Raw genomic sequence first — 13,937 nt, forward strand, 5'->3', positions numbered from 1 at the left:
ACGCACAGCGATACCATCACGCCCCACAAAAAAGCCGCGTCACAACGCGGCTTTTCTCGTGAGCAACAAAGAGACGGCTCAGCGTTCCAGCGCCAGAGAAACCCCCATGCCGCCGCCAATGCAAAGCGCAGCCAAACCTTTTTTGGCGCCGCTGCGCTGCATTTCGTGCAGCAGCGTCACCAGAATGCGGCAGCCGGAGGCACCAATGGGGTGGCCGATGGCAATGGCGCCACCGTTCACGTTGACCTTGGCCGGGTCGATGCCCAGCTCCTTGTTCACCGCGCAAGCCTGGGCAGCGAAGGCCTCGTTCAGTTCGAACAGATCCACATCCGCGGCGTTCCAGCCTGCGCGCTGCAGCGCCTTGCGCGACGCGGGCACCGGGCCCATGCCCATGGTGGCGGGGTCCAGGCCGCTGGTGGCATAGGCGGCAATGCGCGCCAGCGGGGTCAGGCCCAGGGCTGCGGCTTTCTTGGCGCTCATCACCACCACGGCAGCGGCGCCGTCGTTGATGCCCGAGGCATTGCCTGCCGTCACCGTGCCCGCCTTGTCGAACGCGGGGCGCAGCCCGGCCAGCACGTCGGCGTTGGTCTTGCGGTTGAGGTACTCGTCCACATTGAAGAGGATGGGATCGCCCTTCTTCTGCGGCAGGCTCACACCCACGATTTCATCGGCGAACTTGCCGGCATCCTGCGCGGCAGCAGCCTTTTGCTGGCTGGCCAGGGCGAGTGCGTCCTGCATCTCGCGCGTGATGCCGTACTGCTTGGCCACGTTCTCGGCGGTGATGCCCATGTGGTACTGGTTGTACACGTCCCACAGGCCGTCCACGATCATGCTGTCCTGCATCTTCCAGTCGCCCATGCGTTGGCCATCGCGTGAACCCATCAATACGTGGGGCGAGAGGCTCATGTTCTCCTGCCCGCCAGCCACCACGATCTCGCTGTCGCCCGTGGCCACCGCCTGGGCGGCCAGCATCACGGCCTTGAGGCCGGAGCCGCACACGGCGTTGATGGTGAGCGCCGGGGTTTCCTTGGCCACACCGGCCTTCATCAGCGCCTGGCGCGCAGGGTTCTGGCCCACGCCCGCAGCCAGCACCTGGCCCAGGATGACTTCACCCACCTGGTCCAAACCCACGCGCGCGCGCGCCAGGGCTTCCTTGACGACGATGGCACCCAGTTCGGTGGCCGGCGTCTTGGCCAATGCGCCGCCAAACTTGCCCACAGCGGTGCGGGCGGCCGAAACGATGACGATGTCTTCCATGGTGATTCCTTCTTGCTGCTACTTCAAAATGGGCCTACTGCGCACAGCGAACCCGATAGGGGTGACACACCGATTCTGACGGCGTCGCGTGTCAGGATTTTTGCTTCACGTAACGACCGGGCGCAGGTTCAATGGCCTTGAACTGCGCGCCCTTGCCGTAGGTCTTGGGCGCGGCCACCTGCTTGCCCGCATGGCTGCGCAGCCAGTCGGACCAGTCGGTCCACCAACTGCCAGGGTGCTCGGTGGCGCCGTCGAGCCAGGCGTCCAGCGTGGAGGGCAGTTTGCCGTCGGCGCGGATCCAGTGGCTGCGCTTGCCCTTGGCCGGGGGGTTGATGACGCCCGCAATGTGGCCCGAGGCCCCCATCACAAAGCGCTTCTTGCCCGGCAGCACCTGGGTGGAGGCGTACGCGGCCTTGATGGGCACGATGTGGTCCTCGCGCGAGCCGTAGATGTATGCCGGCAGGCGCACCTGGCCCAGGTCGATCTTCTCGCCGCACACCGTCAGCGCCCCCGGCTTGACGAGCTTGTTTTCCAGGTACATGTTGCGCAGGTACCAGGCATAGAACGGCCCAGGCAGGTTGGTGCTGTCGCTGTTCCAGTAGAGCAGGTCGAACGGGGGCGGCGTCTCGCCCTTGAGGTAGTTGCCCACCACGTAGTTCCAGACCAGGTCGTTGGGCCGCAGGAAGCTGAAAGTGGACGCCAGCTCCTGCCCGCGCAGCAGACCGCCTTCGCCCATCTGCATTTCGCGGAACTGCACGAAGGCCTCGTCGATGAACACATCAAGGATGCCGGTATCGGTGAAGTCCAGCAGCGTGGTGAGGAAGGTCGCGCTGGCCACCACGTCCTGCCCGCGCGCGGCCAGCACCGCCAGCGCGTTGCCCAGGATCGTGCCGCCCACGCAAAAGCCCAGGGCGTTGATCTGCGGCGCACCGCTGATCTTGCGCACCACCTCGATGGCCTCGATGGCGCCGTGCTCCACGTAGTCGTCCCAGGTCTTTTTCGCCAGCGATTCGTCGGGGTTGCGCCAGCTCACCACAAAGGTGCGGTGGCCCTGCTCCACGGCGTAGCGGATGAGCGAGTTGTCAGGCTGCAGGTCCAGGATGTAGAACTTGTTGATGCACGGCGGCACCATCAGGAAAGGCTTTTCAAACACCTTGGCCGTGAGCGGCTTGTATTCGATGAGCTGGAACAGCTCGTTCTCAAATACCACCGCGCCCTCGGTGGTGGCCACATTGCGGCCCACCTCGAAAAGGCGCTCGTCGGTCATGGACACATGGCCCTGGCGCAGGTCGTGCAGCAGGTTGGCCATGCCTTGGGCAATGCTCTCGCCCTGGGTGTCCAGCGCTTTCTTCTGCGCCTCGGCATTGAAGACCAGGAAGTTGCTCGGCGCCATGGCGGCGATCCACTGCTCCACGGCAAAGCGGATGCGGGCACGGGTCTTGGCGTCGGTCTCCACCGCATCGGCCAGGCCCATGAGCGTGCGTGCGCTCAGCAGGTAGGCCGCCGCCGTGTAGGCCGCCATGGGGTTGGCGGCCCAGCCGTCACCAGCAAAACGCTTGTCACTCCCAGGAGCCTGCGGTGCGCCCTGCAGGGCCTGCTGCCAGAGCTTGCCGGCTTCTTGAACATATTCCTGCTGCAAGGCCTGCAGCTTGTCGTTGGAAAAGCGGATCTCGGGCAACTTGGCTCCCGGTGCAGCGCCTGCCCCGGTGGGTTGCAGGGTTTGCAAGGCCTGCGCCCAACCCTCACCCCACATCTTTTGCCATTGCTGAGCGCCTTGCGCCCAGAGCGATTCCTGGTCCATGCTGTCTCCTGGTGCGGTTCCACGGCCCCGCCGTTGCAGGGCCATTGTGCGGATGGTGCAACCCTCACAGGTTGTGCTGGTATGGTAACGCGCCATCGCTTACACCATCTGACAGCTGCTGCAGCCCATGTACCTCGTTCTCATCGCCTGGCTTTACGTGACCCTGATGATGGCCCTGGCAGAGGCCACCAGCCCCACCGGCTCTGTGTTGGGCGCAGTGGTCACGTTTGTTTTGTACGGGCTGCTGCCCATGGGCATCGTGGGCTACATCCTTGGCACCCCGGCGCGCAAGCGTGCACTGCGTGCCAAGGCCCTGGCCGAACAGGCTTCTGAACAGGCTCCCGCCGATGCTCCTGCCTCAGCCGAGCCAGATGCAGGCAGCCATGCGCCCGCTGCCGCCCAGAGCAGCGCTGTCGCGCCGGTGCGAAAAGAACCGTGAGCCTTGTGCCACCGTGCACCAGGCGGCGCTGGAATCGTTGCCGTAAATGTGCTTAATGCCCAGCGCCTGCAGCCGCTGGCGCGCCAGGCCCGCCAGGTCGGCCAGGTACTTGCCCGCACCGTGGGGCTGAAAATACGGCGCCGCCGCTGGGTTGTGTGCGCAGAACGCAGCCCGCACTTCGGCCCCCACCTCAAACGCCTGCGGCCCAATGCACGGCCCCAGCCAGGCCAGGGTCTGGCTTGCGCACGCACCAGCGCCCTCGTTTGCTATGTTTTTGATAGCTGCTTGCGCTTGATAGACGTGCCTTAGAGCCGAAAATCGTTCAAAAACCACCTCCAGCACCCCCACACCGCCCTGCCCCGCCAGCCCGCGCCAGCCCGCATGTGCAGCCGCCACCACGGTACCCGCACCGTCGGTCAGCAGCACGGGCAGGCAGTCGGCCACCATGATCGTGCAGGCCAGCCCAGGCTGCGCGCTCACGCAGGCATCGGCCACCACGCCATCGGCGGTGCCGGGCTTCAGCACCACCACCTGCGTGCCATGCACCTGCTGCAGAAACACGGCCTGCGCCTGCGGCGTGACGCTTTGCAGCGCCGCCTGCAACACACCCCGGTTGGCGGCCACGGCGTGCGGGTCGTCGCCCACATGGTCGCCCAGGTTCATACGGTCGTACGGCGGCTGGCTGTGGCCCCCGGTGCGGGTGGTGCACAGCGCGTGCACATGGGCGGGAGCGGGCCACTGCGGCCGCAACCAGTCGGGGGGAATGTGCGTCATGCGTGCCAGTGTATCGGGGGCATGGCACACTCAAGGGCACTCCCTGGACCCGCCTGAAATGCCACCCGCCATGAGCTTTGTCTTTGCCCCGCCCACCGTACCCAGCGTCCCCGTGCACGGCAGCGCCCAGCGCTTTGCGGTGCACCGCATCTACTGCGTAGGCCGCAACTACGAAGATCACGCCAAGGAGATGGGCTTCACCGGCCGCGAGCCACCGTTCTTCTTCCTCAAGCCCGCCGATGCCGTGCTGCCTGTGGACGCCGGCCAGACCGGCCTGCTGCCCTACCCCAGCCTGACCGCCAACCTGCACCACGAGGTGGAACTGGTGGTGGCCATTGGCCAGGGCGGGCGCGACATCCCCGCCGCGCAGGCGCTGCAGCATGTGTACGGCTACGCCGTGGGCCTGGACATGACCCGGCGCGATCTGCAGAACGACATGAAGAAACAGGGCCGCCCCTGGTGCATTGGCAAGGGCTTTGAGCACAGCGCCCCCATTGGCCCCATCACGCCCGCCACACAGGCAGATGGTGTTGCCAAGGCCGCCATCTGGCTACAGGTCAATGGCCAGGACCGCCAGCGCAGCAGCACCGACAAGCTCATCTGGAACATTGCCGAAACCATTGAGCACCTCTCCCACGCCTGGGAGCTGCAACCCGGCGACCTGATCTACACCGGCACCCCCGAAGGCGTAGGCGCCGTAGTCAGCGGCGACCTGATCGAGGCGGGCATCGACGGACTGGATGGCCTGCGCCTGCGCGTGCAATGACCAGCGCCAGCGCCCCCACCGGCTTTCACAGCCAGATCAAGCACTGCCGCGCCTGCGGCACCGCCGTGGTGTACCGCGTGCCCGACGACGGCGACACCCGCACCCGCGCCATCTGCCCGCAGTGCCACACCGTGCACTACGAAAACCCGCTCAACGTGGTGGGCACCGTGCCCGCGCTGCCCGATGGCCGCGTGCTGCTGTGCAAGCGCAACATCGAGCCGCGCTGGGGCAAATGGACCCTGCCCGCGGGCTTTATGGAGCTGAACGAAACCACCGCCCAGGGCGCCGAGCGCGAGACCGACGAAGAGGCCGGAGCCCACATCGCCATGGGCCCGCTGTTTGCCGTGCTGAACGTGCGCCGCGTGGGCCAGGTCCACCTGTTCTACCGCGCCACCTTGCTGAGCGAGGCCTTCAACCCCGGCTTCGAAACCCAGGAGGCCCGCCTGTTCACCGAAGCGGAAATTCCCTGGGACGAACTGGCCTTCCGCACCGTGAAGGAAACCCTGCTGCGCTTCTTTGCAGACCGCAAGGCGGGGGCGTTTGGCATGCATTGCGTCGATATCGAATAGCGGCGCGGCGCCCCCTCCTCAAGGGCGCGTTTCCACAAAGAACGGCGGGTTGCCCTGCACCGGCCCAGGCACCACCACGCCGGGCTGCACCGGCATGTCGAGCACGATGCCCGGCTGCGGCGCAGGCGCTGCGTCGGGGGCTTCGGGCACGTTGCCGTAGGAGCCCGGCACAAAAGGCGGCGCCTGGGGCGTGGCGTTCTCCAGCGGCACCAAGGGCGCTTCGGTGATTTCGGGCTGCTCCGCTGCGGCGGGCGGCGGCGGGGCTGGCGCGGTATCGGGGTTGTCCGGCCCGCCAGTGCGGCGGCCGAACAGGTCGTACACCCAGTTGCGCACACCGGCCACGGCGGTGCCCACCCAGCTGGACTCTTCCTCGTCGATGAAGCGTTCGCGGGCGTCGATCACCTTCTGCCGCAGCGCCTGCTGGAACACCTCGCCCACCATGGGCAGCGCGCTGCGCGCGCCCTGGCCCCAGTAATCGCTGCGCAGGGTGATGCGCCCGTCGTTGAAGCCCACCCACGCACCGGCCACCAGTTGCGGGTGCATCAGGATGAACCAGCCGTCGGTGTTGTCCTGCGTGGTGCCGGTCTTGCCCGCCACATCGGCGCTGATGCCGTAGCGGCTGCGGATGGCCACGCCCGTGCCCTTGTCCACCACGCCGCGCAGGGCGTCGCGCAACTGCTGCGCGGCCGTCAGGCCCAGCACGCGCTCGGGCGCGGCGGGGGCGAATTCTTCCAGCACCTTGCCGTTTTTGTCTTCGATGCGCGTGATGACCCGGGGCGCGTGGTAGCTGCCGCCGCTGGCGATGGCGCCGTAGGCCGCCACCATTTCCTTGAGCGTGACCGGGCTGGTGCCCAGCGCTAGCGAGGGCACCACGTCCAGCTTGGATTCGCGCACGCCCATGGCGCGCGCCAGTTGCGCCACGCGCATGGGGCCCACCTGCTGCATGAGCTGCGCGGTGATGGTGTTCTTGGAAAACGCCAGGCCATCGCTCAGCGTCATGGGCTGGTCGCTGGGCGGCTTGTTGCCGTCCGTGGGGCGCCACACCTGCTTGTTGCCCAGCGGGATTTCCACCGCGGTGTCCATCAGCGTGTCGGTGGGCAGCAGGCCCTGGTCGAACGCGGCGCCGTACACAAAGGGCTTGAAGGTGGAACCCGGCTGGCGGCGTGCAGCCTGCACGTGGTCGAACGGGTCCTGCGCGAAGTCGCGGCTGCCCACCCAGGCGCGCACCTCGCCCGTGCGCGGGTCCATGGCCATGAAACCGGCCTGTACGCGCGTCTTTTCTTGCCGCAGCGTGCGCATGAAGGCGGGGTCGGCCAATAGGTCCTTCAGCGCATCTTCCGGCGCCGCGCCCTTGGCCACGGCGGATTCGTAGCGCGCCGATTCGCGCACCAGTTGCCGCACCAGCGGGTTCTTGGGGTTCCAGGCGTTGCGCGCGGCCCAGGCCCCGTCGGCCACGCCCTGCAGCGCCCGCCCCTGGCGCGCCACGGCCTGGTTGGCCAGTTGCTGCAGGCGGGAATCGATGGTGGTGCGGATCACCAGACCGTCGGCATACAGGCTGTAGCCGTTGCGGTCGGCCCAGTCGATGAGCTGCTTGCGCAACTGCTGCGCCAGGTGCGGCGCGGGGCCGGCCGTTTCCACCTGCCGCTCGAAGCGGATGCGCAGCGGGCGCTTGGTGAGCGTGGCGAACTCGGAGTCCGACAGCTTGCCGCGCTTCTTCATCTGCGCCAGCACGGTGTTGCGCCTTGCTTGAGCCCGCTCGGGTTTCAGCACCGGGTTGTAATAGGCCGTGCCCTTGAGCATGCCGATCAGCGTGGCGCTCTCCAGCACGTTGAGCTCGTCGGCCGACTTGTCGAAATAGGTGCGCGCCGCCATCTCGATGCCGTAGGCGTTGTAGAGGAAGGGCACCGTGTTCAGATAGGTCTCCAGGATCTCGTCCTTGGAGTACAGCGCCTCGATCTTCAGCGCCGTGATGGCCTCCTTGATCTTGCGCGTGAGCGTGGGCGCGCGGCCGATGTCCTCGGGGTAAAGGTTGCGCGCCAGCTGCTGCGTGATGGTGGAGCCGCCCTGCTTGTCGCCCCCCAGCGTGCGCACCAGCGCCGACGCCGTGCGCCGCCAGTCCAGGCCCCAGTGGCCATAGAAGCGGTGGTCCTCGGTGGCGATCAGCGCGTCCACCACCGGCGGGGCAATCTCGCTGAGCGGCACCCAGGCACGGTTCACCCAGCGGTACTCGGCCAGCAGCTTGCCATCCGCTGCCACCAACTGCGCCGGCTGCTCCGTCTTGGCCTTGCGGATATCGCGGATGCCCGGCGTGAAGGGGATGAGCACCAGCACATGCAGCAGCAGCGCCAGCCCGGCCGCCATCAGCGCCCAGAGCAGGCTGTGCAGCGACAGCAGCTTTTCGGGCCGCTGCAGCATGCGCGCCCACACCGGCCGCAGCGCGGCCCAGCGCGTGCGCAGGAAATCGGGGAAAGACATGGGGTTTGGAGTCAAAAGTGGCTCAAACGCTTGATGGGTAAGCGCGAGCAGCTATCATATTGGGAGTTTGCAGGCGGGATGGATGGCTTGCAGGCCCCTTCGCATGGAGGGCGGGAGGTGCGCAGTTATACCGCCAATCGGCGGATAGCGCGGTTTGGAGTTGTAGCAGCCAAGACGGGTTCAGGGTGCTTGCTAGCGATGTGACGTGGTGCGACTTTCGACCCATTGCTGCCAGCAAAAAGTTGAGAAAACAGACTTCCACCCAGCTGGTTCAGGGGCGCCTGGTCGACCTACCGGCGGGGTGTCTCTTCAGAGCGACGGGATATTCGTGGTGTCAACCACAGATTTTCTACTTTATCAAGTCAAGCGCTCTAAATACAAACTGCGCTTCATCAAATCGATTGTTCTTGTCCAAGGGACCGCAAAACTTGAGATCTTCATGTGATACCGCATATGCCATTTTTGCTAAAGGTTCCTCGACCCCCTTTTGCCGCACTACAAGCTCGCGTCCCGACAACGCCAGTTCCTTTGGCATGCCTTGAGTAAGGTCTGTTATTACAACAAAATAATTGCTTCGCAGTTCTGAAACTAACTCGTCTTTTGCGCCAATGTCCTTACCTCGGATGTATGGTTGTGCTGGATTGGTGCCGTCATTAATACGCTCAATCAGTGGAATTGAGTCAAGACCTCTCGATGAAAACATGCCATAGCCCATCGATCCAGTAATCTTTCCTTCGTGCACTTTTTCGTAATACGCACCACCCGATGCGTTGAAATATATACCCAAGATGGGAGACGTCCGCTTGGCATAAAACTGCTCCCCAGCAATTTTGCATAACTCCGAGAAGCGTCGTTCTCTTTCTTTGAGTAATGCCCAATGCGAATTAGCCGAAAAGAAATAGATATAGAAAAAACCCAACAGAAGAATTGAAATCGCCAAATAAACCAGATTAACGATAGTTTTTTTTGCTTCGATTTTTTCAAGTGCTGAACTAAAAAAAAACCAGAAAAGACGAAAGCCAAAGCACGTATCCCCACCCGACACCTGTTATCCGTTCCGTTCCTCCCCCTCCATCGATCAAAATTCTTTTATGGACGATAAACTCGAGGGCAACTAAGAATCCAATGAGCGCAAAAACCGCAGCCTGACCTGGTTTCCTGTTTTGGCGTAAAATGGCAATTAGGAAAAGTGGATTCGCGAGCCACGCAAAATGACCGGCAAACAGCCCTAACCACCCTGTCAAGAGGAGCGAAAGACCAAGATTTTCACGCTGTGTATCCCCAACATAAAACCCAGGTAGAAGAAGGCAAGCTACGAAAACAAGGATGCTTAAGCCATCTGCGTTGAGCTTGAGTTGGTTTAATATCGATTTCATTTTTCGCGACGTCTTCCTGTCTTTAAGTAGCGACTGGATTTAGAGTCATATTGAATGTCTGCTCTGGAACCTGTCGCAGAACGTCCACCACTGGCCGATTGCAGCCCTCAGCGCATACTACTCGTGCGGTAAATCTCGCCTCCAGATCGACACACGGCCCAACCGACTACACCGCCCCCAACCCCAACTGCTGCAAAAACGGCAGCGTTTTCTCCGCCGCACGTTGCCCCTCGGCAATGGCCTCCTCAGCGCGGTAGAAGTCCATCAGCCCCAGGTGCGCCAGTTGCGGGGCGATCACCACCTCGGGCGGGTCGCCGGCCATGCGGCTGCGGGTGATGCGCACCTGCATGATGTTGACGCTGGCCAGCACCACTTCCAGCAGCGATGGCGTGGGCACGCGGGCCGGGTCGGGGGTGGGCAGCATGGAAGCAAAGCCGTCCTGCAGGCGGCTGAGCCAGCCGGCCGCTTCCTCATCGTCCTCCGGTGCCTCAGCGGGCGGCTTGACCGTGCCGTTGGCGCCGGGTTTGCGCAGGTGGCGCCCCAGGATGTCGGCGTTCAGGTCCACGGCGATCACGATGTCGGCCCCCATGGCGCGCGCCAGCGACACGGGCACGGGGTTGACCAGCCCGCCGTCGACCAGCAGGCGGCCTTCACGCTGGGCCGGGGTGAACAGGCCGGGCAAGGCCATGGAGGCGCGCACGGCGTCGGCGGTGGAGCCGGTGCGCAGCCACACTTCGCTGCCCGAATGCAGGCCGGTGGCCACGGCGGCGAAGGGAATGTCCAGCGCCTCGATGGGGCGGTCGGAGAAGCGAGAGCGGAAGAACTCGATCACCCGCTCGCCCTTGAGCATGCCGCCCGCCAGCTTGAAGTCCATGAACGAGAACATGGTGCGCCCGGTCAGGCCGCGTGCCCATTGCTCGAAGCGGTCCAGCTCGCCCAGCGCGTAGGCCGCGCCCACCACGGCGCCAATGGAGGCGCCGCACACCAGGTCGGGCTGGATGCCCGCCTGCTGCAGCGCGCGGATCACGCCGATGTGTGCCCAGCCGCGCGCCGAGCCGCTGCCCAGAGCAAGGCCGATGACAGGTTTGCGGTTCATGGCTGCGGCCCCGTGGGTGCCGGCGCGGCCAGCAGGGCCAGCATGCCGGCTTCGTCGAGTACGGGCACGCCCAGCTCCTGGGCCTTGGTGAGCTTGCTGCCGGCCTCCTCGCCGGCCACGACGTAGTGCGTTTTCTTGCTGACCGAGCCGGCCACCTTGGCGCCGGCGGCCTCCAGCAGGTCCTTGGCGGCATCGCGGCTGAGCGTGGGCAAGGTGCCGGTGAGCACCACCGTCTTGCCCGCCAGCGGCAGCGTGGCGCGCTCGGCCGGGGCGCCCTCTTCCCAGGTCACGCCGCAGGCGCGCAGTTGCTCGACCACCTCGCGGTTGTGCGGCTGGGCGAAGAAGGTGTGGATGGCCTCGGCCACCACGGGGCCCACGTCGTTCACCTGCAAAAGCTGATCGACCGTGGCGTCCATGATGGCGTCCAGGTTGCCGAAGTGGCGCGCCAGGTCCTTGGCCGTGGCCTCGCCCACGTGGCGGATGCCCAGGCCGAACAAAAAGCGCGGCAGCGTGGTGCGCTTGGACTTTTCCAGCGCGGCCAGCACGTTCTGGGCCGATTTTTCGGCCATGCGGTCGAGCGCGATGAGCGCGGTGAGGCCCATGCGGTACAGGTCGGGCAGCGTGCGGATCACGCCCTGGTCCACAAGCTGGTCCACCAGCTTGTCGCCCAGGCCCTCGATGTCCATGGCGCGGCGCGCGGCGAAGTGCAGGATGGCTTCCTTGCGCTGCGCGGGGCAGAACAGGCCGCCGGTGCAGCGGTGGTTGGCCTCGCCCTTTTCGCGCACCACGGCGCTGCCGCACACGGGGCAGGCCTTGGGCATGTGGAAGTTGGCCACGTAGCCCTCGCGCGGGCCGGGCACCACGCCGACCACTTCGGGGATCACATCGCCCGCGCGGCGCACGATCACCTGGTCACCTACGCGCACGCCCTTCTTGCGGATCTCGAACAGGTTGTGCAGCGTGGCGTTGGTGACGGTGACGCCCCCCACGAACACCGGCGCCAGCCGCGCCACGGGCGTGATCTTGCCGGTGCGGCCCACCTGCACGTCGATGGCCTCGATGCGCGTGGCCATTTCCTGCGCCGGGTATTTGTGCGCCACGGCCCAGCGCGGCTCGCGCGTCTTGAAGCCCAGCTGGCGTTGCAGCGCCAGGCTGTTGACCTTGTAGACCACGCCGTCGATGTCGTAGGGCAGCGCGTCGCGGCTGGCTCCGACTTGCTGGTGGAATGCTACCAATTCAGTAGCGCCAAGGGCAGTTCGCACCTGCTCCGCGACCGGAAAACCCCATTGTTTGAGGGCCTGCAGCAGTTCAAAGTGCGTGGCAAACGCCGGGCCGCCCTCGGCCTCAGGCGTGACGGCGCCCAGGCCGTAGGCAAAAAAGCGCAGCGGCCGCTGGGCGGCAATGCCCGAGTCGAGCTGGCGCACGGCGCCGGCGGCGGCGTTGCGCGGGTTCACGAAGGTCTTGCCGCCCTGCACGCGCTGGCGCTCGTTGAGCGCGTCGAAATCGGCGCGGGGCATGTAGACCTCGCCGCGCACTTCCAGCAGCGGGGGCACGCCGGCCGGTAGCAGCAGCGGAATCTGCCGGATGGTGCGGATGTTGTGCGTGACGTCCTCGCCCACCTCGCCGTCGCCGCGCGTGGCGGCCTGCACCAGCTTGCCGTGCTCGTAGCGCAGGCTCATGGCCAGGCCGTCGAACTTGGGCTCGGCCACGTATTCGACGGGCGGGTCACTCTCGGCCAGGCCCAGCTCGCGGCGCACGCGCGCGTCGAAGGCCTGGGCGCCGCTGGCCTCGGTGTCGGTCTCGGTGTGGATGCTGAGCATGGGCACCGCGTGGCGCACGGGGGCCAGGCCGTCCATCACCGCGCCGATCACGCGCTGCGTGGGCGAGTCGGGGGTGACGAGGTCGGGGTGCTCGGCCTCCAGCGCCTGCAGGCGCTGGAAGGCGCGGTCGTACTCGGCGTCGGGCACGCTGGGGCTGTCTTGCACGTAGTACTCGTGCGCCCAGGTGTTGAGCTGCTGGCGCAGCGCTACTATTTCGATAGCTGCTTGCGCCCGTCCATCGGGCGCTGGAGGCGGAAAAAGCTCCAAGTTTTCAGTCATGGGCGGCAGGCCCCATCAACTGAAGAGGCGGCGCGCTTGGGGCGAGCCAGCGGAGAGGTCGCGGCCGTCGAGCTGGTCATAGAGCTGCTCCAGGTCGGCGGCGATGGGGTCCATGGCCATGGCGGGCAGCGGGTTGCCGTTCTGGTCACACAGCACGCCGTCCATGCTCTCGCACAGGGCAGCGGCCACCTGGCGCAGGCGGGCAAAGGGCTGTTCGGCGCGGGCCACATGGGCCACGTCCAGGCTGAGCGACAGCTCGCGGATGGCCGATTGCTCGGGGTCGTCCGACAGGGCGGCCTGGGTGTCGTAGCCCAGGCCCAGCACCGGGGGCTGGCCGGCAGTGCCTGCGGGCAGCACCAGGCGGCCAGGCAGCGCACCGGGCACAAAGCCCAGACGCGCGGCGTTTTGCTGCACGTAGCCGGGGCTCCAGGCGGCCTGGCGGGCGCGTAGCTGGAAGGCGAGCTGCGCGTCGTGGTCGCTGGCGAACTGGTCCAGTTCGCGGGCGCGGGCCACTTCCTGCAGCATGTCGGGGAACTCGGGCGCGGCGTTGATGGCGTCGGCAAAGGCCTGGGCCTTCATGACGAATTCAGAAAACTCGATTTCGTTGAGCGCACCCATGCGGTTGGCCAGTTGCACCCCGGCCTGGAAGGCGCGGTAGCGCTGGCCGGGCACGGGGGTTTCCCACTGGCCGCTGGCGTCGTTGAAGGCTTCGATGGCAAAGGGCTTGCTGCCCGCGCGCCGGGTGGGCGGCAGCGCGACCAGCGCGGCTTCGCCGGAGACGGGCTGCTCGGGCACGATGGGGGCGATGGCGTCGATCAGCGGGTCGAGCTGAAACCAGCGCTCGGGGCTGGCGTGTGCGGGCGGCACGGGCAGGTGCAGGGCGTCGTCCACATCCACGCCGTGGATGCTGGGCTCGGGGCCGTGGTCCAGGCCGTGCACGTGCGATACGGTGGGCACGCTGGCTTCAGATTCGTCCAGCGCGGGCTCCAGGCGCTGCGCGGGTTCGGCGGACGCGTCGCGCTCGGGCGGCTGGGCCTTGCGCGGGGCGTTGCGGTGGGTGGTCCAGGCGTTGTAGGCCACGATCAGGGCCAGCAACACGGCGCCAATGACGGCCAGGCTGATTTGCAGGTTGCTCATGGTGCGAAAAATGTATGGGTATCAGTTTCTCATGGAGTGCCACTTCACCCACGGCGCGTGAAACTGGCGCAGCCCAGGCCAGGGCCGCCGCGCAAGGGCCGCCCCGCCGCGCTGGCGGCGTTCCCCTGCCCGCATCGCGCAGCGAGGC

11 protein-coding genes are annotated in these 13,937 nt (G+C 66.1%); 3 read left to right on the forward strand and 8 right to left on the reverse strand.

The window, feature by feature from the left end; translation table 11 throughout:
* Positions 1–78: 78 nt before the first annotated feature.
* Both MJ602_RS07855 and MJ602_RS07860 read right to left on the reverse strand, forming a co-directional pair.
* Positions 79–1,257 carry an acetyl-CoA C-acetyltransferase gene (locus MJ602_RS07855; protein ID WP_243020257.1) on the reverse strand — a complete coding sequence of 393 codons (1,179 nt, stop codon included), beginning with the start codon at positions 1,255–1,257 and terminating at the stop codon, positions 79–81.
* A gap of 91 nt (positions 1,258–1,348) precedes the next feature.
* Entirely contained in the window at positions 1,349–3,058 is a 1,710-nt protein-coding gene (locus MJ602_RS07860; RefSeq protein ID WP_243020258.1) for a PHA/PHB synthase family protein, read from the reverse strand.
* A 127-nt stretch (positions 3,059–3,185) separates the two neighbouring features.
* Here MJ602_RS07860 and MJ602_RS07865 point away from each other — a divergent pair, with 127 nt between their 5' ends.
* Complete coding sequence (locus tag MJ602_RS07865; RefSeq protein ID WP_243020259.1) at positions 3,186–3,497, forward strand: hypothetical protein; 312 nt, start codon at positions 3,186–3,188, stop codon at positions 3,495–3,497.
* Here the strand turns inward: MJ602_RS07865 and pgeF are convergent.
* Complete coding sequence (gene pgeF / locus MJ602_RS07870) at positions 3,417–4,271, reverse strand: peptidoglycan editing factor PgeF (protein WP_243020260.1); 855 nt, start codon at positions 4,269–4,271, stop codon at positions 3,417–3,419. The two genes, MJ602_RS07865 and pgeF, sit on opposite strands and share 81 nt — an antisense overlap.
* A gap of 70 nt (positions 4,272–4,341) precedes the next feature.
* Between pgeF and MJ602_RS07875 the strand changes: the two genes are divergently transcribed.
* Positions 4,342–5,037: a fumarylacetoacetate hydrolase family protein gene (locus MJ602_RS07875; RefSeq protein ID WP_243020261.1), complete on the forward strand. Its 696-nt coding sequence runs from the start codon at positions 4,342–4,344 to the stop codon at positions 5,035–5,037.
* Positions 5,034–5,606 carry an NUDIX hydrolase gene (locus MJ602_RS07880; RefSeq protein ID WP_162016463.1) on the forward strand — a complete coding sequence of 191 codons (573 nt, stop codon included), beginning with the start codon at positions 5,034–5,036 and terminating at the stop codon, positions 5,604–5,606. Before MJ602_RS07875 ends, MJ602_RS07880 begins: the two co-directional genes overlap by 4 nt.
* 18 nt (positions 5,607–5,624) lie before the next feature.
* On the opposite strand, the gene MJ602_RS07885 is transcribed toward MJ602_RS07880, so the two are convergent.
* From MJ602_RS07885 to MJ602_RS07905, 5 genes are all read right to left on the reverse strand, one after another.
* Complete coding sequence (locus tag MJ602_RS07885) at positions 5,625–8,081, reverse strand: penicillin-binding protein 1A (RefSeq protein WP_243020262.1); 2,457 nt, start codon at positions 8,079–8,081, stop codon at positions 5,625–5,627.
* A gap of 349 nt (positions 8,082–8,430) precedes the next feature.
* The gene (locus MJ602_RS07890) at positions 8,431–9,126 is read right to left on the reverse strand and encodes a hypothetical protein (protein ID WP_243020263.1); all 696 of its coding nucleotides are present in this window, start codon (positions 9,124–9,126) and stop codon (positions 8,431–8,433) included.
* A 497-nt stretch (positions 9,127–9,623) separates the two neighbouring features.
* Positions 9,624–10,553, reverse strand: coding sequence for a patatin-like phospholipase RssA (rssA, locus tag MJ602_RS07895; RefSeq protein ID WP_243020264.1), 930 nt, complete (start codon positions 10,551–10,553; stop codon positions 9,624–9,626).
* Positions 10,550–12,652, reverse strand: a complete 2,103-nt coding sequence (ligA, locus tag MJ602_RS07900; protein ID WP_243020265.1) for an NAD-dependent DNA ligase LigA — start codon at positions 12,650–12,652, stop codon at positions 10,550–10,552. Before ligA ends, rssA begins: the two co-directional genes overlap by 4 nt.
* 15 nt (positions 12,653–12,667) lie before the next feature.
* On the reverse strand, positions 12,668–13,789 hold the full coding sequence (locus MJ602_RS07905) for a cell division protein ZipA C-terminal FtsZ-binding domain-containing protein (RefSeq protein WP_243020266.1): 1,122 nt from the start codon (positions 13,787–13,789) through the stop codon (positions 12,668–12,670).
* Positions 13,790–13,937 lie beyond the last annotated feature (148 nt).

Source organism: Simplicispira sedimenti (assembly GCF_022760965.1).
Taxonomy (GTDB): Bacteria; Pseudomonadota; Gammaproteobacteria; order Burkholderiales; family Burkholderiaceae_C; genus Simplicispira; species Simplicispira sedimenti.